The organism is Duganella sp. (assembly GCF_039595735.1).
In the GTDB taxonomy this organism is placed as follows: domain Bacteria; phylum Pseudomonadota; class Gammaproteobacteria; order Burkholderiales; family Burkholderiaceae_D; genus Rugamonas.
This window is the reverse complement of sequence record NZ_JBCNLB010000005.1, coordinates 1-22,026: the sequence shown is the minus strand read 5'-3', so window position 1 is coordinate 22,026 and position 22,026 is coordinate 1. Positions and strand designations below refer to the sequence as shown.

Genomic DNA, 22,026 nt, shown 5'->3' with positions numbered 1-22,026 from the left:
ATGATCGACTTCGATTTCGCTGCACTGCGCCGTATCGGCTTAAACAATACTCTCATCAACCAGCTGCACCACGCGCCGGAAGGCGCGCAACTGGTGCGCATCACAGAAATCCAGCGCGAATGGCTGACCGTCCACGATGGCAAAGCCGAATTTCGCGCCCGCGTTTTGCCAGCGCTGCATAACGCCGACCTGGCGGTTGGCGACTGGGTCCTCAGCACCACCCTCGCCCACGATGAACACTGGCTGAGCGCCCTGCTGCCGCCCACCACCCACATCGCCCGGCGCGGCAACGATGGCCGGCATCACAGCCTGGTCAGCAACGTCGATACCGCGCTGCTGGTGATGGGCCAGGATAACGACTTCAACCCGCGCCGGCTGGAGCGCTATCTTGCCATCGTCAAGACTGCCAGCGTGGAACCGGTGGTTGTGCTAAGCAAGGCCGATATCGCACAGGATGCGCAACAGCACATGGAATTGCTGCGGCAACGTCTGCCCGCCAGCATTCCGCTGCTGGCCATCAACACGCTGAGCGGCGACGCCGTCACGCAACTGTCGCCATGGCTGGGCGCGGGGCAAACGCTGGTATTGCTGGGTTCTTCCGGCGCCGGCAAGTCGACGCTGACCAACACGCTGACGCGGGCAAACCAGCAAACCGGCGGCGTCCGGCACGGTGACAGCCGTGGCCGGCACACCACCACCGCACGCTCACTGCACCTGTGCGCCAGCGGCGCCTGCATCATCGACACACCCGGCCTGCGCAGCTGGCAGCCGGACGCCGATGAAACCAGCATCGCCGCCAGTTTCGAGGACATCGACGCGCTGGCGGCGCAATGCCAGTTCCGCGACTGCCGTCACGCCAGCGAACCCGGTTGCGCTGTGCGCGGTGCGGTGGATGGCGACCGTCTGCGCAACTACCACAAGCTGTTGCGCGAGGCCCGCCGCGGCGAGCAGACCGCATTGGAACGCATTGCCGAAGTGGCGAAGTGGAAAGTGATGCAGCGGGCCGCGCGCGATAAGCGGCGTTAGGCCAGCGCGCCGGGCGGCCGTGCCTCAGCGCGGGGATGAGGTATCGGCCGCCACGCCCAGCGCCAGATACAGCGGCAGATGGGTGCGCTCGAAGTCCTGTGCATGGCGCAGCAGCTCGGACACGTTGTCTTCGGCGGTTTGCAGCGTGACGCCGTCTTTGATCAGGCGGTGCCCCTGTGAATTCAGGATCGCCCAGACAAAGTCCGTCCACGCAGCGGCGCCGCGCTTGCCCAGGCTGTGTGCCAGCAAAAACAGCTGGGCGATGCGCCCCAGCGGCAAGCCGCCGCCGGTGACCGGGCTGGCCAGTGCCGCAGTGTCGTCGCTGGCGCGGGCACGCTCGCACAGCTTCAGGTTGAGCCGCTGGGTGGCCGCGGTCGCGGCCTGCACCACTTCCGGTGCCTGCGCCAACGCCAGTTCGCCGCGACCACCGAGGACCATGACCACCTCCAGTATTTGCAGCAAGCTGATCTTACGTCCGGCCAAAGCCGTCTCCAGTTGGCCCAGCATGTGCGGCTTGTAATCGCCCAGCATCGCCAACAGGGGCGCATAAACCGACTCGTTGAGGCCGCCCTCTATGGCCGCGCCACGTACCTTGAGCGAGATGCCAGCAGGCGGCGCCGTCAGCACCACCCGTTGACGACGTATCGCTTCCGACCGTTGCAGCGGATTCTGGCGGCGCGGACCTTTCACCCAGTAGTCGCGACGGAACTGCTGATTGACCATGAAATCGCGCACGCTTTGACGGAAAACCGGATCCGGCAGCTCGTCCAGCAAGGCGCGCTGCGGCTGAAGCATATTGATGCTCTCGATATGATCGAGGTAATGTGCCGAGCAGGCGTAGGTGAGCTTGGCTTCGGCCAGCAGTTCGGCCATGTTGGCAAAGCTCATCGGCTGCCAATCGCGGTTGAAATATTCGTGGGCAAGGTAGTTGCGGTTCTGCGTGCGCAGCTGTTTGAGGCGGTTGGCCACGCCAGGATTGGCATTGAAGAAGGCCGGCGAGGTTTCTAGCAGCTTGTCGGCAAAATCCAATGCGGCGCCAATGCGGTTACCGATGCCGGCAGCCGGCGCGGCCATGACGTCGGCGTATTGCGTCAGCAAGCCGCGCAGCGGCACTGATGGGGCCCAGCCCGGCTGCGTGTTATAGCTGATATACAGCACGCCGCCGACCTTAAGCTTGCGGCGTACAAAGTCGACGATGATGGCGCGATTGGCATCCGACACCCAGCTCCAGATGCCGTGCAGGCCAATGAAATCAAAGTCCGGCAAATCAGTGCGGGTGCAATAGTCGGCAAAGGCTTGATCGACGAACCGCGCGCCGCTGCCGGCGGCGCCGGCCAATTCCTGTGCAAACGCGGCGTGCGCCGGGTTGAAGTCGGTGCCGTGCCATGCCACGGTGGTGGCCGCAGCGTGGACATTGGCGCTCACGCCCTGACCGAAGCCCAGCTCGCAGGCCGTGCCCATGGCCGGGACTTCGAGACCAGCGTTGACAAACGCCAGCGTCACCCGCAGCGGATTTAATTCCTGATAGTAGCCATAGGTGTAATCGATCCCCTCTACATAACCGCCAGTCCAATCACTCATTTATCACTTTCGTATCAATACAAGTTAATAAATCAAAATGCTGGTTAACGAATTAGTCTTGTTGTTTTAGCAGTTATATACGTTTTGAAACGATGTGCGCGCACCAATGAAAAAAGGCAGCCGAGGCTGCCTTTTTGTGGGTGCTGCTGTGCGTTGCTTAGTGCTTGGCGCGCAGTTTGGCGATGGCGGCCAGTTGGCCGATCGCCGCTGCCAGTTCGGCTTGCGCTTTAGCGTAGTCGATGCCGGAGCTGTTGTTGGCCAGCGCTTCTTCGGCACGTTTCTTGGCGGCCGTTGCTTTGGCCTCGTCCAGATCCTTGCCGCGAATCGCGGTGTCCGCCAGCACCGTCACGGCGTTCGGCTGCACTTCCAGCAGGCCGCCGGCAACGAAGACGAACTCTTCTTCCGACTGGCCCGGAACCTGGATGCGCACCGCGCCCGGACGAATGCGGGTAATCAGCGGCGTGTGCTTGGGATAAATACCCAGCTCGCCCTGTTCACCCGGCAACGCGACGAATTCGGCTTCGCCAGAGTAGATCAACTCCTCGGCGGAAACCACGTCAACGTGAATAGTGTTTGCCATGTGTGTCCTATCGGGTAGAACGGCCCTGCTTTACAGCAGGGCCGGCCTCAACAATTAGTTGAGTTTCTTGGCTTTTTCGATGGCTTCTTCGATCGTGCCAACCATGTAGAACGCTTGCTCTGGCAGGTGATCCAGTTCGCCCGAGGCGATCATCTTGAAGCCCTTGATGGTGTCCTTCAGCGACACGTACTTGCCAGGTGCGCCGGTGAACACTTCAGCCACGTGGAACGGCTGCGACAGGAAACGCTGCATCTTACGTGCGCGTGCCACGGTCAGCTTGTCTTCCGGCGCCAGTTCGTCCATGCCCAGAATGGCGATGATGTCGCGCAGTTCCTTGTAGCGCTGCAGGGTGCCCTGCACAGCGCGCGCGGTTTCGTAGTGCTCTTGACCGACGACCAGCGGGTCCAGCTGACGCGAGGTCGAGTCCAGCGGGTCCACGGCAGGGTAGATACCCAGCGAGGCGATGTCACGCGACAGAACGACGGTCGAATCCAGGTGACCGAAGGTGGTCGCTGGCGATGGGTCGGTCAAGTCGTCCGCTGGCACGTACACGGCCTGGATCGAGGTGATCGAACCGGTCTTGGTCGAGGTGATACGCTCTTGCAGACGGCCCATTTCTTCGGCCAGGGTCGGCTGGTAACCCACGGCGGAAGGCATACGGCCCAGCAGTGCCGACACTTCGGTACCGGCCAGGGTGAAGCGGTAGATGTTGTCCACGAAGAACAGCACGTCCTTGCCTTCGTCACGGAACGATTCCGCAATGGTCAGGCCGGTCAACGCCACGCGCAGACGGTTGCCTGGTGGTTCGTTCATCTGACCGTAGACCATCGCCACTTTCGAGTTGGCCGGGTTTTCCAGGTCCACCACTTTGGCGTCCGCCATTTCGTGGTAGAAGTCGTTACCTTCACGGGTACGCTCGCCCACACCAGCGAACACGGACAGACCCGAGTGCGCTTTAGCGATGTTGTTGATCAGTTCCATCATGTTCACGGTCTTGCCGACGCCGGCGCCGCCGAACAGACCGACCTTACCGCCTTTGGCGAACGGGCAAACCAGGTCAATCACCTTGATGCCGGTTTCCAGCAGGTCCTGCGATGGCGACAGTTCGTCGTATGCAGGCGGGGTGCGGTGGATCGAGGCGATCTGGTCGTGCGCGACCGGGCCGCATTCGTCGATCGGGTTGCCCAGCACGTCCATAATACGGCCCAGGGTGGCTTTACCCACTGGCACCATGATTGGCTTGCCGGTGTTCTGGATGCTCATGCCGCGACGCAGACCGTCGGACGAACCCAGAGCAATGGTACGGACCACGCCGTCACCCAGTTGTTGTTGTACTTCCAGCGTCAGCTCGGAGCCTTCCATCTTCAAGGCATCAAATACCTTGGGCATTGCGTTGCGTGGAAACTCAACGTCAACCACCGCGCCGATACACTGAACGATTTTGCCATCAGCCATGTTCGTTCCTTCAAATATAGTTAAATTCGTTTAAACCGCTGCCGCACCGGCGACGATTTCGGAGAGTTCTTTGGTAATCGCAGCCTGGCGGGTTTTGTTGTAGATCAGCTTCAGTTCGCCGATCACATTGCCCGCGTTGTCGCTGGCCGCCTTCATCGCCACCATCCGCGCCGATTGTTCCGACGCCAGGTTTTCCGCCACCGACTGGTACACCAGCGCTTCTACATAGCGCTCCAGCAGTTCGTCAATCACGGTGGCGGCGTCTGGCTCGTAGATGTAATCCCAGTTGTGATTACCTTCGTCAGCCTGCTTCTTCGCAGCCGGCAGTGGCAGCAGTTGTTCAACCACTGGCTCCTGCTTCATCGTGTTGATGAACTTGGTGTAGCACAGGTAAACCGCATCGACTTCGCCGTTCTGGAATTTTTCCAGCATCACTTTGACGGGGCCTATCAGTTTTTCCAGGTGCGGGGTATCGCCGATCTGGGTGACTTGCGCCACCACCGGCACGCCAACGCGCCCCAGGAAGCCCAAACCTTTATTACCAATCGCCACGGCGGCAATCTTGTTGCCGGCGGCTTCCAGCTCACGCGTTTTGTTCGTCACCAGACGCAGCACGTTGGTGTTCATGCCGCCGCACAGACCCTTGTCGGTCGTGACGACGATGAAACCCACCGCTTTTGCCTCATCCTTGGCTTCATCGGCCAGGAATGGGTGCGTGTATTCTGGATTTGCGTTGGCCAGATTTGCAGCGATGTTACGAACTTTCTCACTATAGGGACGGGCGGCGCGCATGCGATCCTGCGCTTTGCGCATTTTCGATGCGGCGACCATTTCCATCGCCTTGGTGATCTTCTTCGTATTTTCTACGCTTTTGATCTTGCCACGTATCTCTTTGCCTACTGCCATGAGTCCTTACTCCTTCTGCGCAGATGGCGCCCCGGTCCCACCGTGGGCGCCGTTACCCTTAAAATGCGCCGGATTTCTTGAAGTCGGCAATGGCGGCGGCCAGCGCAGCTTCGCCGTCCTTGTCCAGTTGCTTCGACGACTCAATCTTCGACAGCAGGTCAGCTTGCTTGGTCTTCAGGTAAGCATGCAGGCCGGCTTCGAAAGGCAGCACTTTCTTGACTTCGACGTCATCCAGGTAGCCCTTGTTCACTGCGAACAGCGAGGCGGCCATCAGGGAAATCGACAGTGGCGAGTATTGTTTCTGCTTCAGCAGTTCGGTCACGCGGGCGCCGCGGTCCAGCTGCTTGCGGGTCGACTCGTCCAGGTCCGAAGCGAACTGCGCGAACGCAGCCAGTTCACGGTACTGGGCCAGGTCGGTACGGATACCGCCGGACAGGTTTTTGATGACCTTGGTCTGAGCAGCACCACCCACGCGCGACACCGAGATACCGGCGTTGATCGCCGGACGGATGCCCGAGTTGAACAGCGAGGTTTCCAGGAAGATCTGGCCGTCGGTAATCGAAATCACGTTGGTCGGCACGAACGCCGACACGTCGCCGGCCTGGGTTTCAATGATCGGCAGTGCGGTCAGCGAGCCGGTCTTGCCTTTGACTTCGCCGTTGGTGAAGGCTTCGACGTAGTCGGCGTTCACGCGGGCGGCACGCTCCAGCAGACGCGAGTGCAGGTAGAACACGTCGCCTGGGTAAGCTTCGCGGCCTGGTGGACGGCGCAGCAGCAGCGAGATCTGACGGTAGGCAACAGCTTGCTTCGACAGGTCATCGTAGACGATCAGGGCGTCTTCGCCGCGGTCGCGGAAGTATTCGCCCATGGTGCAGCCCGAGTAGGCCGAGATGTACTGCATGGCGGCCGATTCCGACGCCGAGGCAGCCACCACGATGGTGTACTCCAGCGCGCCGTGCTCTTCCAGCGAGCGCACGATGTTCTTGATGGTCGATGCTTTCTGGCCGATGGCAACGTAGATGCACGTCATGCCCTGGCCTTTTTGGTTGATGATCGCATCAACCGCGACTGCCGACTTACCGGTCTGGCGGTCGCCAATGATCAGCTCACGCTGGCCACGGCCAATTGGCACCATGGCGTCGATCGACTTCAGGCCGGTCTGCATCGGCTGCGACACCGACTCACGGGCGATCACCCCCGGGGCGATCTTTTCGATCGGCGAGGTCAGCTTGGTCTCGATGGCGCCTTTGCCGTCGATCGGCTGGCCCAGGGCGTTGACCACACGGCCACGCAGTTCCGGACCGACTGGCACTTCCAGAATACGGCCGGTGCACTTGACGGTGTCGCCTTCCGAGATGTGCTCGTAAGCACCCAGAATCACGGCGCCAACCGAATCGCGCTCCAGGTTCATCGCCAGACCGAAGGTGTTGCCTGGGAATTCCAGCATCTCGCCCTGCATGACTTCCGACAGGCCGTGGATGCGGACGATACCGTCGGCCACGGAAATCACCGTGCCTTGGTTACGTACTTCAGCGCCACCATCAAGGCCTTGAATACGGCTCTTGATCAGCTCGCTGATTTCAGATGGGTTGAGTTGCATACTAACTCCTAAAAGTGTTTCTCTCAGCTTGCGCGAGATGAAGAATCTGTTCTAAGCGGGTCAGCCGAGGGTTAACTCACGCGACCAGTGCAACACGCATTTGCTGCAGCTTGGCGCGGACCGAAGTGTCCAGCACTTCATCGCCAACCACCACGCGCACGCCACCGATCAGCGCTGGATCCACGGTCACGACCGGGTTCAGCTTGCGGCTGAATTTCTTTTCCAGCGTCGCGATCAGCGTGCTGACCTGGGCGGCGTCGAGCTCGAAGGCCGTGGTGATTTCCGCGTCTGCCGCACCTTCCGCGGCGTTTTTCAACGCCTGGAATTGCGCGCCGATTTCCGGCAGCAGACTGATACGGCCATTCTCGACCAGCATCGTCAGGAAGTTATCGGCTTCCGTGTTCAGCGGCGATTTCACCAGGGCTTTGAACGCGGCGACGATGTCGCTGGCCGACGCTTTCGGGTTGCGGGCGAATGCTTGCACCTCGGGGTGGGCACCGATCTGGGCCAGTTCAGCCACCAGTTCGGCCCACGCCGCGAGGTTGAACGATTCCTTACCTGCTTGGGCTACGCGGAACAGGGCTTCCGCGTAGGGACGGGCGACGGTTGCGTTTTCTGCCATGATTACAGCTCGACAGACAGGCGCGACAACAGTTCGGCGTGGGCCGAGGCGTTGACTTCGCGCTTGAGGATTTGCTCGGCGCCCTTCACAGCCAGGTCAGCCACCTGAGCGCGCAGCGCTTCACGCGCGGTGGCCAGTTGCTGCTCGGCTTCGGCCTTGGCTTGCGCAATGATGCGGTTCGCTTCAGCTTGTGCATTCGCTTTGATTTCTTCCGCCACCAGTTGCGCGCGCTTTTCAGCGTCAGCAACGCGTTGCGAAGCTTCTTCGCGTGCACCGGCCAGGGCTTCGCTGGCGCGCTTTTCAGCGACGATCATGGCTTGCTGGCCCTGGTCGGCCGCAGCCAGACCATCAGCGATACGCTTGGCACGCTCATCCAACGCTGCATTCAGCGATGGAAATACGAACTTCATCGAAACCCAGACCAACACCGCGAAGGTGATCATCTGGCCGATGAGAGACATATTGATGTCCATACCTTTGCTCCTAACTAAAAGTTTCTCCTAGGGTGGAGCAGATTACTGAGCGACGGTTTGCAGAGCAGCCAGGAATGGGTTGCTGAAGGTGTACAGCAGAGCAACACCAACGCCGATCATCGAGATCGCGTCCAGCAGACCAGCGATCACGAACAGCTTGGTTTGCAGTTGTGGCATCAGTTCTGGCTGACGGGCCGACGCTTCCAGGAATTTACCGCCCAGAATGGCGAAACCCAGAGCGGTGCCGATAGCGGCCAGGCCGATGATGATAGCGGCTGCCAGAACGGTCATGCTTTGTACTTGTGCGATCAGAGCTTGCATTGAAATTTCTCCTAAGATTTAAAAAAGACTACAGATACTAAAAAATTAAAAACGAATTGTTGCTTAGTGCTTCTCAACCGCGATGGCCAGATACACAACCGTCAGCGCCATGAATACAAACGCTTGCAGGGTCACCACCAGGATGTGGAAGATAACCCAAGGACCACCGAGCAGCCACTGCGCATACCACGGCAGCAGTGCGATCAGGATGAACAGCAGTTCGCCGGCGTACATATTGCCGAACAAACGCAGCGACAGCGACAGTGGCTTAGCCAGCAACTCGATCATCTGGAAGATGAAGTTGACCGGTGCCAGCACGATGGCCATGAAGCCATGCGCGTGGAACGGCGCGGTCAGCAGCTCTTTACCCCAGCCGCCGAGACCTTTGGCTTTGATCGAGAAACCAATAATGCACAGCATGACGCCGAAGGACATGCCGAAAGTGTGGTTGACGTCGGCGGTCGGCACGACACGCAGTTTGTGGACGCCAAAGAAGGACAGCAGTTTAGGCAGCAGGTCGACCGGCAGGAAGTCCATGGCGTTCATCAGCCAGACCCAGCAGAAGATGGTGATCGCCAGCGGGGCGATCACCTTGCTCTTGGCGTGGAACGCCGAATTGACCACTTCATTGACCAGTTCCATCACGGCTTCGACGAAGTTCTGCAGCTTGCCCGGCACGCCGGCGGTGGCGCGGCGCGAGGCCAGCCAGAACACGCCGAGGAAAACCAGGCCCAGAATGGCCGAAACCCAGAACGTGTCCAGGTTATACATGCCGTCGGCCGATTTCAGGTGGCTAAGGTGGTGCTGAATGTACTCGATATTGGTGGGCGCTTCGTGCCCGACGTGTTCAGTGGTCATAAAAATATAAGATTTTGGTGATTAAATTGCGAGCAATGCCAGCCAGTAAGCGAAGGTTGACACCGCGAAACCCAAGATCAGCCATAACCATGAGGCCGACTGAAACAACAGCAGTGCCAACACGAACAGCACTACCGTGATAAAAATCTTTGTCACTTCGGCGCGCACATGCGCGCGGAAAGCTTTTTTGGCGTCATTTGTTCCGCCCGCAACAATCATCGCGTACATCAGACTCCCGATGACTGCGATTGCTCCGCCATAGGCGGCCGACCAAGCTTTGATTACTCCACCTATATTCCAGGTGAGCAAGGCGAATCCAGTGGCGATGGCCAACTGGAGGGCGACGACTCGGAACACCGGCCTGGAGATGCTCGTGGAACTACTCACTGCCGAGCCTCCCTTAAAAGCCGATTAAACCCCAAAGACGCGTGATTATATGTGTCTTTCCTGTATCACGTCAAACATGCTGCGCCGCAGCATCGCTTTTGGTGCACGAAAGCGACGCTTTTAGAAACATTTCCGTGCGCTTTGCACCACGATGAAGCGAGTTAGCCGTTTGCCAAGTTGGGCTTACTGGGCACACAGCTTGGCGATCGCGGCCGAGATTTTGGCATGATAGGCCGTCACGTCCGCGCCGCCGTCCACCGAAGCCAGCAACGCCCGCCCCGCGGCGGCCGCTTCATTGGTCGAATAGCAATCACGGCGCTGCGGCGTGTTCAAGCTGGCCGTGAAGGCACCCGCCACCGCCGCTTTCCTGTTTCCCGCCGCGGCATCCAGGCGGCCTTGGGCGCTGGCGTCGGCCAGGCCGGCGGCATAGATCGCCAGGACCGCCCTGCTCTTTTCCAGGCCGGAGTAATTGATGTTGTCGGTCCAGTGCTTGAGACCATCGGCATCGGCCTGACGGTTGAACAGCTGACCGTAAATCTGCTGCACATACTCGTTAACACGTTCAGGCGTATAGAGTTGCCGGAACGCGCCGCTCTGATACAGACCGTCCACCATCCGGCGCAGCGCGGGCTCGGTATCGTAAGCCTGGTCCAGGGCGGCCAGCGTGGGCCGCAACATCAGGCCCCGGCTGCGCATGTCGGCCGCAAGATCGGTCAACTGGCCGGCAAATCCATCCAGTCCGCCCGGATCGGCAGGGAAGCCGACATAGGCCAGGTAGAGCTGCTGCACCACCGGATACCACAGGCGGCGCTGCACCAGCTGCCCCGCCGGCTTGAGCAGGCCATCCGGCGTGATCACCGAAAAACCTTGCTGGTTGGGGCTGGGCGACAGCGACCATAGCATGAAACCGCGGTCGGCCACGGTCAGGCCATCGAGGAAGCGCTCGTAGAACGCCTGATTGAACTGGTCGTCAGGATCGGCGCTGCCGAATTCACCGATCACCAACGGCATGGCGCTGCCGTACTCGCGGCTCATCTCGCGCAGCGCGGCCGCTTGCACAAAATTGACCTGTTGCAGGCTGGCGCTGTCGCGACTGCTTGCGCCAATATATAAGTGCGGACTGGCAAAGGACGAGATGTCTTTCCAGTATTTGAGCAGGGGGGTCTGCGCTTCGCCCACCGTGGTCGGGTGGACGGCATCGTTGCTGCGCACCAGGTTGTACATGGAATCGACCGCGCGCACTACCGAAGCATAGTCCTGGTCCGAGTGCATGCAGTCGAATGCCACCGCATTCCACAGCGGTTCATTCATGATGTCCCACGCCAGCAGCGCGCGGTGGCTCCTGAAGCTCTTGATCAGTGCATCGGCGCTATCGCGCACATCGACGAAGCCCTTCTTCCAATAGCAGTTGGCGTCGTACTTGGTGTAGCCGTCCAGTACCAGAATCACCTTCAGGCCTGCCGCGTCCGCCTTATCCATAAAGACTTGCACCTTGCTGATAACCTGCCGGGCCAGCACCGCGCTGTCGCTTTCCGCGCCCCACTCTTTCTTGGCCGGATCGGCGCACACATTCTGGTAGCGCGCATTGTCAGGCACCCAGTCGGACGGTGCGCCCGGGGTTTTCGGCGGCAAGATCACCGCCATGCGCAATACGTTGAGGCCCATGCCAATGGCATTGCTGATGATGGTGTCGACGTCCGCGCCTTGCGGCAGCCAGGCCGTGTGGTCGCACAGGCGGTTGTCTTCAAAGGTTTGCATCAGCACATTGGCGCCGCGGAAATTGGCGTTGCTGAAGGCAAGCGGGTCGACCGCTACCGGCGGCACGATCGGCGGCGCCAGCGAGCGGACTGCCGGTACGTTGTAGGTCTCCACCAGGGTGGTCACGCCCGGGTCAAGCCATTCGACACCTTCCTGCACCAAGCCCCACTGGAAATGACAGCCCACCACCTGTGGATAACTGGTGGCGTCGCAATAGCGCGGCTCGCGCACGGCGACGTCAAAGCTAAAGGTGTACAGCGCGCCAGGCGCAACCTCCACCCCGGCTGGCAAATCAACACGACCGAATCCCCAGCGCCAGTTATCTCCCGGATTCTGGGCGCCAAGGCGATACTGGCCGCTGGTCCACCTGGTGGTGCCGGTATTTTTATAGGTGACGGAAACGGTATAGGTCTGCCCCAGTTGCATGGTGTGGGGCACGCTCTGGGAAATAAACGTGGCGCCGGCCGCAGCCATGGCGCCATTGGGCAGCAACAGCGCTGCAATTCCCGCGCAGAACACCTTCCACGGCTTACGCACGCAGGCGGGCCAGTACGCCGTCAAGGACGTCGAGGTCGGCAAAGTCAATGATCATCTGGCCGCGCCCTTTCGGTCCCATCTTGAACACCACCGGCGTGGCCAGGGTATCGGACAGCTCTTCTTCCAGGCGGACGATGTCGCCCGACTTTTCCTTGACGCGCGCGTCCTTCGGCGCGGCCTTCAGTTCTTCCACCGTTCTGGCCACCAGCTTCTCGGTCTCGCGCACCGATAAACGCTTGGCCACCACCATGTTGGCCAGGTTGATCTGGGTGGCGGCGTCCACCGCCAGCAGCGCGCGCGCGTGGCCCATGTCGATATCGCCGGCCATCAGCATGGTTTGCACCGGTGCGGCCAGATTCATCAGACGCAGCAGATTCGAAACGGCACTGCGAGAGCGACCGACCGCGTTGGCGGCCTGTTCGTGGGTGAAGCTGAAGTCGGTGATTAGGCGATGGATGCCCTGTGCCTCTTCCAGCGGATTGAGATCCTCGCGCTGCATGTTCTCAATCAGCGCCATGGCGGCGGCGGCCTGGTCGTCTACATCACGCACCAAAACGGGGAGCACTTCCAGGCCGGCCAATTGCGCAGCGCGGAAACGGCGCTCGCCGGCGATGATCTCGTATTTGTCCTTGCCGACCGGACGCACCAGGATCGGCTGCATGATGCCCTGGGTTTTGATCGAGGCGGCCAGTTCCTGCAGGCCGCCCTCGTCCATGCGGGTGCGCGGCTGGTACTTACCCGCCTGCATCTGGGTGACCTTCAGCTCGGACGGCGTGTTGGCGTCCGGGGTGGTGATGTCGCCGTCGCCGCCAAGCAGCGCTTCCAGGCCGCGACCCAGGCCTTTGAGTTTTTTGGTTGCCATGTGATTGCCTTACATTTTCTTGATGCGCTTGACCATCTCGGCGCCGAAGGCGATATATGCCTGTGCGCCCTTGGAGGTCGGATCGAAGGTCACGCCCGGTACGCCGTACGACGGCGCTTCCGCCAGGCGCACGTTGCGCGGGATGATGGTCTTGAAGACTTTGTCGCCGAAGTGCTGCTCCAGCTGGGCCGACACCTGCTGCGACAGCGTCATGCGCGGATCGAACATCACGCGCAGCAGGCCGATGATCTTCAGGTCAGGGTTGAGGTTGGCGTGCACCTTCTTGATGGTGTTAACCAGATCGGACAAACCTTCCAGCGCGTAGTACTCGCACTGCATCGGGATGATCACGCCGTGCGCGGCGCACAGGCCGTTCAGCGTCAGCATCGACAGCGCCGGCGGGCAGTCGATCAGAATGAAATCGTACTCCTTATCCACAACGGCCAGCGCGTCCTTCAGGCGGCGCTCGCGGTTGTCCAGTTCCACCATCTCCACTTCCGCGCCGGCCAGCTCGCGGTTGGACGGCAGCACGTCGAAGTGGCCAGGCTCGGAGCGCTGGCGGGCGGCGGCCACGTCGGCCGTGCCCAGCATCACCTCGTAGGTCGATGCCTTCAGTCCTGCCTTGTTGATGCCCGCGCCCATGGTGGCATTGCCTTGCGGGTCCAGGTCGACCAGCAGCACGCGCTGGTCCAGTTTTGCCAGACCGGCGGCGAGGTTAACGGTGGTGGTGGTTTTGCCGACGCCGCCCTTTTGATTTGCTACGCAAAAAATTTTTGCCATGTAATTCTTATCTTGGTTGATGCGATTGATTTATACGATATAAACGGTATAAACGATTTATACTATTTATACGATATAAATCATTTATACCGTATAAATCGTTTATGCAGTTTCTGCTTGAATGAAAACCAGATGACGTTCCGCGTCCAGCCCCGGCACTGCCAAAGGCTCCAGTTTCTGCACTTTCCATGGTGCTGGCAGCCGCTCGCGCTCCTCTGCCGGCGCCGTGCCTTTCAAGGCGATGTACTGCCCGCCCTCTTGCAGCAGATGCCCCGACCAGTTGACGAAGTCTGACAGGTCGGCAAATGCCCGCGAAGTGATGACGTCGAATTTGGTCTTCACTTCCAGCTCCTGCACTTTCTTCGTGTACACCGTGACGTTGCTCAATCCCAGCTCCGCCTTCACCTGGTTGAGGAAGGCGGTTTTCTTGTGCACCGTGTCGATCATCGACACTTTCATGTCCGGGCGGCTGATGGCCAGCACCATGCCCGGCAAGCCGCCCCCTGCTCCCACGTCCAGCACGTTCCTGGCATCCTTGAATGCGGGCACGGCTGTCAGCGAGTCCAGCAGGTGCAGCTTCACCATTTCCAACGGGTCGCGCACCGAGGTCAGGTTGTACACCGCGTTCCACTTGTTCAGCAGGGCCAGGTAGTCCAGCAGTTTTTCTACCTGTTCCACGCTCAGCGTCAGTGGCAGCTGCTTGATGCCTTGTTTCAAAACATCCGCTACTACAGTGCGGTCAAACACCTTCATGCTGCCTCGTCTTTCTGAACAAAACCGCCGAAACCGGCCTTCTTCAGATGCACCAGCAGCAGCGAAATCGCCGCCGGGGTGACGCCGGAGATACGCGATGCCTGGCCCAGCGTTTCCGGACGTTGCGCGTGCAGCTTCTGGCGCACTTCCACCGACAGTGCGGTGATGTCCAGGTAGTTGTAGTTCTCCGGCAGCTTCAGGTTTTCGTAGTGCTCGTGGCGCTCGACTTCCTTGGTCTGGCGATCGATATAGCCCGAATACTTGAGCTGGATTTCGATCTGTTCCTTGACCGCTGAGTCGGTTTCGCCCGGGCCGGCCAGCTCGCGGCCGTCGGCGCCTTTCAGCGTCATCAGCTTGTCGTACTCCACGCCGGGACGGCGCAGCAGGTCGGCCAGCGAGTACTCGCGCTCGATGGCCTGGCCAATCACGCGCTCGGATTCGGCCGCTTCCAGGATGCGCGGGTTCACCCACGTGGAACGCAGACGCTCCAGTTCCTTGGCCACGGACTCGCGTTTGCGGTCGAAAGCTTCCCATTGCGCATCACCAATCACGCCCAGCTTGCGGCCGATTTCGGTCAGGCGCATGTCCGCGTTATCTTCACGCAGGCTGAGGCGGTACTCGGCGCGGCTGGTGAACATGCGGTAGGGTTCCATCACGCCCTGGGTGACCAGGTCGTCGACCATCACGCCGAGGTAGGCTTCCGAACGGGCTGGCGTCCAGGCTTCCTTGCCCTGGGTTTGCAGCGCGGCGTTGACGCCGGCCAGCAGACCTTGTGCTGCCGCTTCTTCGTAACCGGTGGTGCCGTTGATCTGGCCGGCGAAGAACAGACCGTTGATGGCCTTGGTTTCCAGCGAGGCTTTCAGGCCGCGCGGGTCGAAGTAATCGTACTCAATGGCATAACCCGGGCGCAGGATATGCGCGTTTTCCAGGCCTTTCATCGAGCGCACCAGCTCGATCTGCACGTCGAATGGCAGGCTGGTGGAAATGCCGTTTGGATAGAATTCGTTGGTGGTCAGGCCTTCCGGTTCCAGGAAAATCTGGTGCGATTCCTTGGACGAGAAGCGGTGGATCTTGTCCTCGATCGACGGGCAATAACGCGGACCGACGCCTTCAATCACGCCGGTGTACATCGGGCTGCGATCCAGGCCGCCACGGATAATGTCGTGGGTTTTCTGGTTGGTGTGGGTGACCCAGCATGGCATCTGCTGCGGATGCATGCCGGCATTGCCCATCACCGAAAACACAGGCACTGGATCCAGGTCGCCCGGCTGCTCGGTCATTTGCGAGAAGTCCATGCTGCGGCCATCGATGCGCGGCGGCGTGCCGGTCTTCAGGCGGCCTTGTGGCAGCTTCAATTCTTTCAGGCGGGCCGACAGCGATACGGCAGGCGGATCGCCGGCACGGCCGCCCGAGTAGTTGTTCAGGCCGACGTGGATTTTCCCGTCGAGGAAAGTACCGGCAGTCAGCACCACGGCGCGGGCGGCAAACTTCAGGCCGATCTGGGTGACGGCGCCAACCACGCGGTCGCCCTCCACCATCAGATCATCCACAGCCTGCTGGAACAGCCACAGGTTGGGCTGGTTTTCCAGGCGGGAGCGGATGGCGGCCTTGTACAGAATACGGTCGGCCTGGGCGCGGGTAGCGCGCACGGCAGGGCCTTTGGAGGAATTCAGGATGCGGAACTGGATACCCGCCTCATCGGTGGCGATCGCCATGGCGCCGCCAAGCGCATCGACTTCCTTGACCAGATGGCCTTTACCGATACCGCCGATGGATGGGTTGCACGACATCTGGCCCAGCGTCTCAATATTGTGGGTGAGCAGCAGCGTCTTCTGCCCCATACGGGCGGAAGCAAGCGCGGCCTCGGTACCGGCGTGTCCACCGCCGACAACGATGACGTCGAAATTCGTAGGAAATAACATGGTGGAAAATTTAAAGCGAAGGGATCAAGTTCAGATTATAGAGTTTTTTTGATGCTGCGACTTTTTTAGGCAAAAATATTCTTGATTGTGTTCCACGTGAAACAATAAAAAAAGGGCACTTATCGTTTCCGATGAGTGCCCCTTTATCAATGTTCCACGTGGAACATTACCATCGTAACCACGCATCATAGCCCGACTTAACAATAAGTACAGACACCACCACGAGGAACAATTTGCGCACAAAACCACTGCCGTGTTTCATCGCCATGCGCGAGCCAATCAGGGAGCCGATGATCTGGCATACGGCCATGGTCAGACCCAGCTGCCAGATCAGGTGGCCGCTGTAGCCGAACCACACCAGGGCAGCGAAGTTGCAGGCCACGTTGACGATCTTGGCCACCGCCGAGGCGCCCAGGAAGTCGAAGCCAAACACGCGCACGAACAGGAATACCAGGAAGCTGCCGGTACCCGGACCGAAGAAGCCGTCGTAGAAACCGATCGCCGCACCGACCACCAGCGCCAGCGATTGCTCTTTGGCGCCGGAGTGAATCGGCGCATGCACGCTGCCGAAATCCTTCTTGGCGAAGGTGTAGATGGCCACCGCCAGCAACACTACCGGCAGCGCAATGCGCATGAAGTCGGCCGATACCTTGGTCACCACATAGGCTCCGAGGAAAGCAAATACCAACGCCGCCAGCGCGGCCGGTGTCGCTACCGACCAGGCAATCGCCACACGGCGAGCGTAGCTCACGGCAGCGACGCTGGTGCCGAAGATGCTGGCCAGCTTATTGGTGCCGATCAGCGTGGCCGGGGCCATGTTGGGGAACACCGCGAACATGGTGGGCAGCTGGATCAGCCCTCCTCCCCCCACCACCGCGTCAACCAAACCTGCGCCAAACGCAGCCGCACCTAACACCCAAAAGTCCACCATGATCCCGCCGTCCTCAACATGCAAAGGCTCTATTGTACGGAAGAAATCTACATCGGCTTATGCGGATGCGGCATGGCTTGGGGTAAGCTAGCTGGTGAATCCACTACCGATTGGACGCTCTCATGACTGACTTTGCTTTCAGCACCGTGTCGCATATCGTCTCAGAACTGGGTGCCGCCAGGCGGCTGGGCGAGCACATCGCCCAGCGATTCCCCAACGCCAGACGTGCCATGCTGGTGACCGATCCGGGCTTCCTCAAGACCGGCCTGGTCGATGCGCCGGCGGCCAGTTTGCAGGCGGCCGGGCTGGCTGTGGAAATCTATTCACAGGTGGTGGCAGATCCGCCGGAAGCTGTCGTGCTGGCGGCAGTCGATGCGGCGCGCGCATTCCGGCCCGATGTTGTGATCGGCCTGGGCGGCGGCAGTTCAATGGATGTGGCCAAGCTGATTGCGGTGCTGGCGGACAGTGATCAACCGATCGGTGCCATCTACGGCATCGGCAATGTGAAGGGGGCGCGGCTGCCGCTGGTACAGATTCCGACCACGGCTGGCACTGGTTCCGAGGTCACCAATATCGCCATCGTGACCACTGGCGCTACCACCAAGATGGGCGTGGTAGCGCCGCAGCTTTATGCCGATTTGGCATTGCTGGATGCGGAACTGACCTTGGGTCTGCCACCGCCGGTGACCGCCGCTACCGGCATCGACGCCATGGTGCATGCGATCGAGGCGTACACCAGCAAGCATAAAAAGAACCCGCTGTCCGATGTTCTGGCGCGCAAGGCGCTGGAGCTGCTGTCGGCCAACCTGATTGCGGCCTGCGAAAATGGCCGCAATCTGGCGGCGCGCCAGGCCATGTTGCTGGGGGCGCTGCTGGCCGGGCAGGCGTTTTCAAATGCGCCGGTGGCGGCAGTGCACGCGCTGGCCTATCCGATTGGCGGGATATTTCACGTGCCACATGGGCTGTCGAATTCGCTGGTGCTGCCGCATGTGCTGAGGTTCAATGCGCCGGAAGCGGCAGGCATGTATGCGGAGTTGGCGGAGATTGTGGTGCCGGCCGCCAGCGGCAGCGTCGAAGCGAGGGCGGAGGCGCTGGCTGTTGCGATGCAACAAATCGCCATTGTGACCGGGATAGAACGGACTTTGCAGCAGGTGGGCATCAAGGAAACCGATCTGGACCGGCTGGCGGACGACGCCATGCTTCAGACCAGGTTACTCGGGAATAACCCGCGCCTGGTGACGCGGGCAGACGCGCGCGCAATCTACGCTGCCGCGCTTTAACCCGCACGGCGGCACACAGGGGTCTGACCCTGCGGGCCAGACCCCGCCTTAACCGGGGTACGCTGCGCCGCTCAATCAGGCACTGCAACCGTGGTGCCGGTCACGGCAATGGTGTTCGCCACGGTAGGCGTGGTGGCGATGGGCGGCAAGTTGGCTGTGGTCAGCGGCGTGGTGTTATCCGCCCGCGTCACTGTCCGCACCACCTGCGACGGCGGCAGTGCGGCGTTGCTGCGCAAGTTGGCCAGCATCGCATCCAGCGCCCGGAACAGATACACATGCAGCGGCACAATGTTGGCCGGCAGCGCATTGGTGAACGAATCGAAGTGGTTGGCATTGGTCACCTCGATATAGCGCAGCTTGCTCGCACTGCCCTCCGCCGTCGCATTCAGTCCCACATACGCGCGCGAAGCAAAGTTCACCGGAATCAGGGCATCGCTGCGGCCGTGCACGATGATGGCCGGCTTGCCCTTCAGATTGCCGGTCGCCGCCACCTCCGCCATGCCCGCCCTAACCCGCGCGCTCTGCGCCGCCAGCGTGCCGGTCAGCGCGGCGCCAGACACCGCATCGATCCCCGTCGCCAGCGAGCGCAGGCACAGGAACGCATCCAGCGACTGATCAGCCAGCTGCGAGCCTGGGGATACGCCCAGGTTATAGGCCCTGGCCCCGCCCACCGAATCCTCGTACACCACGCTGCCGATAATCCCGTTCTGCGTGGCGAAGCTGGACGCCTTCTGCGCGGTCGTGAACGCCAACGGCCCCCCGGCCGCATCGGTTGGCGCAAAGCTCAAACCGCACACTTTATCGGTCACGGAAAACTTGCCGTAGGCATAGGCATACGTCACCGCCACCAGCACGTTGGTGCCCGCGTGGGCGGCCTGCAGCACGTCTGAATCCGGCAGCCAGCCGTAGGCCTTGAGACGCGCTTTGGCGTCGTTTTGCTGCGACAACAGATCGCCGCCGTTCAGCAAGCCCTTGGCGGCCAACGCGGTGCAGCGTCCCGGTGCCGCTGCTGTCGAGGCGATGCACGGCTGATACAGCGCCGCATAAGTCGAGTAATCGAACAACGCCTTGCCCTGCCCGCTCACCGCCGCAGCGCCCTGCCGTACCGTGTAGCCAGCGGCCGTCTTGGGCTGGATCTGCGGCTCGGTGGCCGCCACGCCGGAAATCAGGCCCTTGGTGTCCTGCTCGGCCGCCAGCAAGGCCGAGCCGGCGCCATTGGAAATGCTGGAGGCGATGGTGATCGTATTCTTGGGCGTCAGCACCACCACGTGGCTGTTGTTGTCCTTCGCCAGGGTGCCGTACTTTTCGTTCAGCACGTAGAACGCAAACTCGACCGCCTGCAGCGTGAACTTGCCCCAATCCTTTTCCGGATTCTGTTGCGAGTGGGCGTGCTTGAAGGCGACGCGGCCCGGGTAGGCGGCGGCAAAGGCGGCACGCGCGGCATCGGTCAGCGCCGGCGCGAACGTGCTGTTTTTGGCGGCCGCGGTGCGCGTGGCGCGCAAGCCGCTTTGCAGGTTCACGCTATCATCGTCGAAGGTGTAGAGGCCGGTGCCGCTGCCCTTGTCGCTGTAAGCCACGGCGCAATTGTTCTTCAAACCCCATTCGCCGGCGCTGCCGATGGCGCCGTAAATCCCGCGCGAGCCGCTCGACGTGCCGGTGACAATGCAGGGATTTTTCACGTCGAACCCGGCCGGCACCTGCACCATCAGGGTCACGTTCTGGCTGCCGCTGCCATCGTCGGCGTAGGCGATGTACTCGGTGCCGGCCACCTTGCCCTCGCCGGTGCCGGCCACGCCCTTGGCGTCCACGTTCGGGCCGTACAACGTGCCATAGCCGCTGTTGGCGGCGATATCCAGCACCGCCCGGTAATTGGCATGGATCGCGTTGCGGCGCAGTTCTGCGGCGGTGGGATTGGCTGGGTCTGCGTAGGCCGGGGCGGCGGCCGCCAGTCCGGTCTTGCCCAGGCCGGCGGTCAGCAAATCGTCGCTGGCGCCGTCGTAGGTTTTACTGCTGATGTCGCCGAGGAAGCTCGGCTTGAGGTTCAGGTCTTGTTGCTCGTCGTGCTCATTCGAGCCGCAGGCGGCGACTGCGATGCCGGCCAGCGCCAGCACCATGGTTTTGATTTGCATATCGTCCTCACACTGGTTTCTTCTTTCCGGCCAGAGCGATGAACTCGCCAATAATCCCACGCCGGAACAACAGCACACAAATAATGAAGATCAGGCCAACAACCATGTTGACCGCTTCGCCTATGGTGTTAAACCATTCAATGCCGGAGATGCGGGCCAGCAGCGTGCCCCAGTCACCCAGCTTGTTTTCCAGCGCAATGATGATGATCGCGCCCAACATCGGACCGGCCAGCGTGCCCATGCCGCCAACCAGCGTCATCAGGATCACCAGACCGGACATGGTCCAGTGGACGTCGGTCAGGGTTTCAAAGCCCAGAATCAAGGTCTTGCTGGCGCCCGCCAGACCGGCCAGCGCCGCCGACAGCACGAACGCCAGCAGCTTGTACTTGTCGACGTCGTAGCCCAGCGAGATGGCGCGCGGTTCGTTTTCCTTGATCGCCTTCAGCACCTGGCCGAACGGCGAATGCACGGTGCGCACGATCAGCATGAACGCCAGCACGCAGATGCCCAGCACCACGAAGTACAAGGTGGTGTCGTTGGCGAGGTCGATCACGCCGAGGAGTTTTCCACGTGGAACGCCCTGCAAGCCATCTTCGCCGCCGGTGAACTCCCCTGCCCGCAGCGCGCCGAAATACACCATCTGCGCCAGCGCCAGCGTGATCATCGAGAAGTAAATGCCCTGGCGGCGGATTGCCAGCCCGCCCATCACCAGCCCGATCAGCGCGGCGGCCGCCACGCCGGCCAGCAGGCCCAGCTCGGTCGGCCAGCCCCAGTTCTTCAGCGCGTTGCCGGCCACATAGCCGGCCATGCCGAAGAAGGCCGCGTGGCCGAAGGACAGCAAACCGGTAAAGCCGATCAGCAGGTTGAAGGCGCTGGCAAACAAGGCAAAGCACAGCAGCTTGGACAGGAACACCGGGTAGCCGACAAACGGCGCCGCCACGGCAATGGCAAAGGCGATCAGGTAGCCGATTTTCTTGTTCATCATTTTTCCTTACCAAACAGGCCGGCCGGACGCAGCAGCAGCACAACCACCATCACCAGGAACACCACCGTCGACGAAAACTCCGGGTAAAACACTTTGGTCAGGCCCTCGATCACGCCCAGCGCCAGGCCGGTCAGGATGGAGCCCATGATCGACCCCATGCCGCCGATCACCACAACGGCGAATACGACGATAATCAGGTTCTGCCCCATCAGGGGCTGCACCTGGATGATTGGGGCCGCCAAAACGCCTGCAAAGCCCGCCAAAGCGACGCCGAAGCCAT

General features: G+C 61.0%; 20 protein-coding genes and 1 pseudogene. 2 read left to right on the top strand and 19 right to left on the bottom strand.

The window, feature by feature from the left end; translation table 11 throughout:
• Positions 1 to 1,026 carry a ribosome small subunit-dependent GTPase A gene (rsgA, locus tag ABDW57_RS11580; protein WP_343730354.1) on the top strand — a complete coding sequence of 342 codons (1,026 nt, stop codon included), beginning with the start codon at positions 1 to 3 and terminating at the stop codon, positions 1,024 to 1,026.
• A gap of 24 nt (positions 1,027 to 1,050) precedes the next feature.
• Here the strand turns inward: rsgA and ABDW57_RS11575 are convergent, their stop codons facing one another.
• From ABDW57_RS11575 to ABDW57_RS11500, 16 genes are all read right to left on the bottom strand, one after another.
• Entirely contained in the window at positions 1,051 to 2,607 is a 1,557-nt protein-coding gene (locus ABDW57_RS11575; RefSeq protein WP_343730353.1) for a class I SAM-dependent methyltransferase, read from the bottom strand.
• Between the two features lie 157 nt (positions 2,608 to 2,764).
• Positions 2,765 to 3,187 carry a F0F1 ATP synthase subunit epsilon gene (locus ABDW57_RS11570; protein ID WP_343730352.1) on the bottom strand — a complete coding sequence of 141 codons (423 nt, stop codon included), beginning with the start codon at positions 3,185 to 3,187 and terminating at the stop codon, positions 2,765 to 2,767.
• Positions 3,188 to 3,241: 54 nt separating this feature from the next.
• Positions 3,242 to 4,642 (bottom strand): F0F1 ATP synthase subunit beta, encoded by a 1,401-nt coding sequence (gene atpD / locus ABDW57_RS11565; protein WP_343730351.1) that lies wholly within the window; start codon positions 4,640 to 4,642, stop codon positions 3,242 to 3,244.
• 30 nt (positions 4,643 to 4,672) lie between these two features.
• On the bottom strand, positions 4,673 to 5,548 hold the full coding sequence (atpG, locus tag ABDW57_RS11560) for a F0F1 ATP synthase subunit gamma (protein ID WP_343730350.1): 876 nt from the start codon (positions 5,546 to 5,548) through the stop codon (positions 4,673 to 4,675).
• Positions 5,549 to 5,606: 58 nt separating this feature from the next.
• Positions 5,607 to 7,148, bottom strand: a complete 1,542-nt coding sequence (gene atpA, locus ABDW57_RS11555) for a F0F1 ATP synthase subunit alpha (protein WP_179674655.1) — start codon at positions 7,146 to 7,148, stop codon at positions 5,607 to 5,609.
• 76 nt (positions 7,149 to 7,224) lie between these two features.
• The gene (locus ABDW57_RS11550; protein ID WP_343730349.1) at positions 7,225 to 7,770 is read right to left on the bottom strand and encodes a F0F1 ATP synthase subunit delta; all 546 of its coding nucleotides are present in this window, start codon (positions 7,768 to 7,770) and stop codon (positions 7,225 to 7,227) included.
• A gap of 2 nt (positions 7,771 to 7,772) precedes the next feature.
• Positions 7,773 to 8,243, bottom strand: coding sequence for a F0F1 ATP synthase subunit B (locus ABDW57_RS11545; RefSeq protein WP_343730348.1), 471 nt, complete (start codon positions 8,241 to 8,243; stop codon positions 7,773 to 7,775).
• Positions 8,244 to 8,285: 42 nt separating this feature from the next.
• Positions 8,286 to 8,564: a F0F1 ATP synthase subunit C gene (gene atpE / locus ABDW57_RS11540; protein WP_072782978.1), complete on the bottom strand. Its 279-nt coding sequence runs from the start codon at positions 8,562 to 8,564 to the stop codon at positions 8,286 to 8,288.
• Between the two features lie 63 nt (positions 8,565 to 8,627).
• Positions 8,628 to 9,422, bottom strand: a complete 795-nt coding sequence (atpB, locus tag ABDW57_RS11535) for a F0F1 ATP synthase subunit A (protein WP_343730347.1) — start codon at positions 9,420 to 9,422, stop codon at positions 8,628 to 8,630.
• A gap of 21 nt (positions 9,423 to 9,443) precedes the next feature.
• Positions 9,444 to 9,809, bottom strand: coding sequence for an ATP synthase subunit I (locus tag ABDW57_RS11530; protein ID WP_343730346.1), 366 nt, complete (start codon positions 9,807 to 9,809; stop codon positions 9,444 to 9,446).
• A gap of 183 nt (positions 9,810 to 9,992) precedes the next feature.
• A complete protein-coding gene (locus ABDW57_RS11525) occupies positions 9,993 to 12,104 on the bottom strand; it encodes a cellulase family glycosylhydrolase (RefSeq protein ID WP_343730345.1) in 2,112 nt (703 codons plus the stop codon).
• Positions 12,097 to 12,966: a ParB/RepB/Spo0J family partition protein gene (locus ABDW57_RS11520; protein WP_343730344.1), complete on the bottom strand. Its 870-nt coding sequence runs from the start codon at positions 12,964 to 12,966 to the stop codon at positions 12,097 to 12,099. The genes ABDW57_RS11525 and ABDW57_RS11520 overlap by 8 nt, the downstream gene beginning before the upstream one ends.
• Before the next feature lie 9 nt (positions 12,967 to 12,975).
• Positions 12,976 to 13,746 carry an AAA family ATPase gene (locus ABDW57_RS11515; RefSeq protein ID WP_155464684.1) on the bottom strand — a complete coding sequence of 257 codons (771 nt, stop codon included), beginning with the start codon at positions 13,744 to 13,746 and terminating at the stop codon, positions 12,976 to 12,978.
• 102 nt (positions 13,747 to 13,848) lie between these two features.
• Positions 13,849 to 14,499: a 16S rRNA (guanine(527)-N(7))-methyltransferase RsmG gene (rsmG, locus tag ABDW57_RS11510; RefSeq protein ID WP_343730343.1), complete on the bottom strand. Its 651-nt coding sequence runs from the start codon at positions 14,497 to 14,499 to the stop codon at positions 13,849 to 13,851.
• A complete protein-coding gene (gene mnmG, locus ABDW57_RS11505) occupies positions 14,496 to 16,421 on the bottom strand; it encodes a tRNA uridine-5-carboxymethylaminomethyl(34) synthesis enzyme MnmG (RefSeq protein WP_343730342.1) in 1,926 nt (641 codons plus the stop codon). Before mnmG ends, rsmG begins: the two co-directional genes overlap by 4 nt.
• A gap of 166 nt (positions 16,422 to 16,587) precedes the next feature.
• Entirely contained in the window at positions 16,588 to 17,352 is a 765-nt protein-coding gene (locus ABDW57_RS11500) for a TSUP family transporter (protein ID WP_343730341.1), read from the bottom strand.
• A gap of 122 nt (positions 17,353 to 17,474) precedes the next feature.
• On the opposite strand from ABDW57_RS11500, the gene ABDW57_RS11495 reads away from it, so the two are divergent.
• Positions 17,475 to 18,632 carry an iron-containing alcohol dehydrogenase gene (locus ABDW57_RS11495; RefSeq protein WP_343730340.1) on the top strand — a complete coding sequence of 386 codons (1,158 nt, stop codon included), beginning with the start codon at positions 17,475 to 17,477 and terminating at the stop codon, positions 18,630 to 18,632.
• 71 nt (positions 18,633 to 18,703) lie between these two features.
• Here ABDW57_RS11495 and ABDW57_RS11490 read toward each other — a convergent pair whose 3' ends face one another.
• The 3 genes and pseudogenes from ABDW57_RS11490 to ABDW57_RS11480 form a co-directional block, all read right to left on the bottom strand.
• On the bottom strand, positions 18,704 to 20,761 hold the full coding sequence (locus ABDW57_RS11490) for a 3-hydroxybutyrate oligomer hydrolase family protein (protein ID WP_343730339.1): 2,058 nt from the start codon (positions 20,759 to 20,761) through the stop codon (positions 18,704 to 18,706).
• Positions 20,762 to 20,768: 7 nt separating this feature from the next.
• Entirely contained in the window at positions 20,769 to 21,743 is a 975-nt protein-coding gene (locus ABDW57_RS11485) for a branched-chain amino acid ABC transporter permease (protein WP_343730616.1), read from the bottom strand.
• Positions 21,743 to 22,026: pseudogene (locus ABDW57_RS11480) on the bottom strand (branched-chain amino acid ABC transporter permease); the annotation flags it as partial. The gene ABDW57_RS11485 and the pseudogene ABDW57_RS11480, both read right to left, overlap by 1 nt.

Excerpts from the sequence above, each read along its gene's own strand:
- atpD (WP_343730351.1), bottom strand. The coding sequence starts at position 4,642 with ATGGCTGATGGCAAAATCGTTCAGTGTATCGGCGCGGTGGTTGACGTT.
- ABDW57_RS11485 (WP_343730616.1), bottom strand. The coding sequence starts at position 21,743 with ATGAACAAGAAAATCGGCTACCTGATCGCCTTTGCCATTGCCGTGGCG.
- ABDW57_RS11575 (WP_343730353.1), bottom strand. The coding sequence starts at position 2,607 with ATGAGTGATTGGACTGGCGGTTATGTAGAGGGGATCGATTACACCTAT.
- ABDW57_RS11515 (WP_155464684.1), bottom strand. The coding sequence starts at position 13,746 with ATGGCAAAAATTTTTTGCGTAGCAAATCAAAAGGGCGGCGTCGGCAAA.
- ABDW57_RS11490 (WP_343730339.1), bottom strand. The coding sequence starts at position 20,761 with ATGCAAATCAAAACCATGGTGCTGGCGCTGGCCGGCATCGCAGTCGCC.
- atpE (WP_072782978.1), bottom strand. The coding sequence starts at position 8,564 with ATGCAAGCTCTGATCGCACAAGTACAAAGCATGACCGTTCTGGCAGCC.
- ABDW57_RS11545 (WP_343730348.1), bottom strand. The coding sequence starts at position 8,243 with ATGGACATCAATATGTCTCTCATCGGCCAGATGATCACCTTCGCGGTG.
- rsmG (WP_343730343.1), bottom strand. The coding sequence starts at position 14,499 with ATGAAGGTGTTTGACCGCACTGTAGTAGCGGATGTTTTGAAACAAGGC.
- ABDW57_RS11500 (WP_343730341.1), bottom strand. The coding sequence starts at position 17,352 with ATGGTGGACTTTTGGGTGTTAGGTGCGGCTGCGTTTGGCGCAGGTTTG.
- ABDW57_RS11520 (WP_343730344.1), bottom strand. The coding sequence starts at position 12,966 with ATGGCAACCAAAAAACTCAAAGGCCTGGGTCGCGGCCTGGAAGCGCTG.
- mnmG (WP_343730342.1), bottom strand. The coding sequence starts at position 16,421 with ATGTTATTTCCTACGAATTTCGACGTCATCGTTGTCGGCGGTGGACAC.
- ABDW57_RS11550 (WP_343730349.1), bottom strand. The coding sequence starts at position 7,770 with ATGGCAGAAAACGCAACCGTCGCCCGTCCCTACGCGGAAGCCCTGTTC.
- atpG (WP_343730350.1), bottom strand. The coding sequence starts at position 5,548 with ATGGCAGTAGGCAAAGAGATACGTGGCAAGATCAAAAGCGTAGAAAAT.
- rsgA (WP_343730354.1), top strand. The coding sequence starts at position 1 with ATGATCGACTTCGATTTCGCTGCACTGCGCCGTATCGGCTTAAACAAT.
- ABDW57_RS11495 (WP_343730340.1), top strand. The coding sequence starts at position 17,475 with ATGACTGACTTTGCTTTCAGCACCGTGTCGCATATCGTCTCAGAACTG.
- ABDW57_RS11570 (WP_343730352.1), bottom strand. The coding sequence starts at position 3,187 with ATGGCAAACACTATTCACGTTGACGTGGTTTCCGCCGAGGAGTTGATC.
- atpB (WP_343730347.1), bottom strand. The coding sequence starts at position 9,422 with ATGACCACTGAACACGTCGGGCACGAAGCGCCCACCAATATCGAGTAC.
- atpA (WP_179674655.1), bottom strand. The coding sequence starts at position 7,148 with ATGCAACTCAACCCATCTGAAATCAGCGAGCTGATCAAGAGCCGTATT.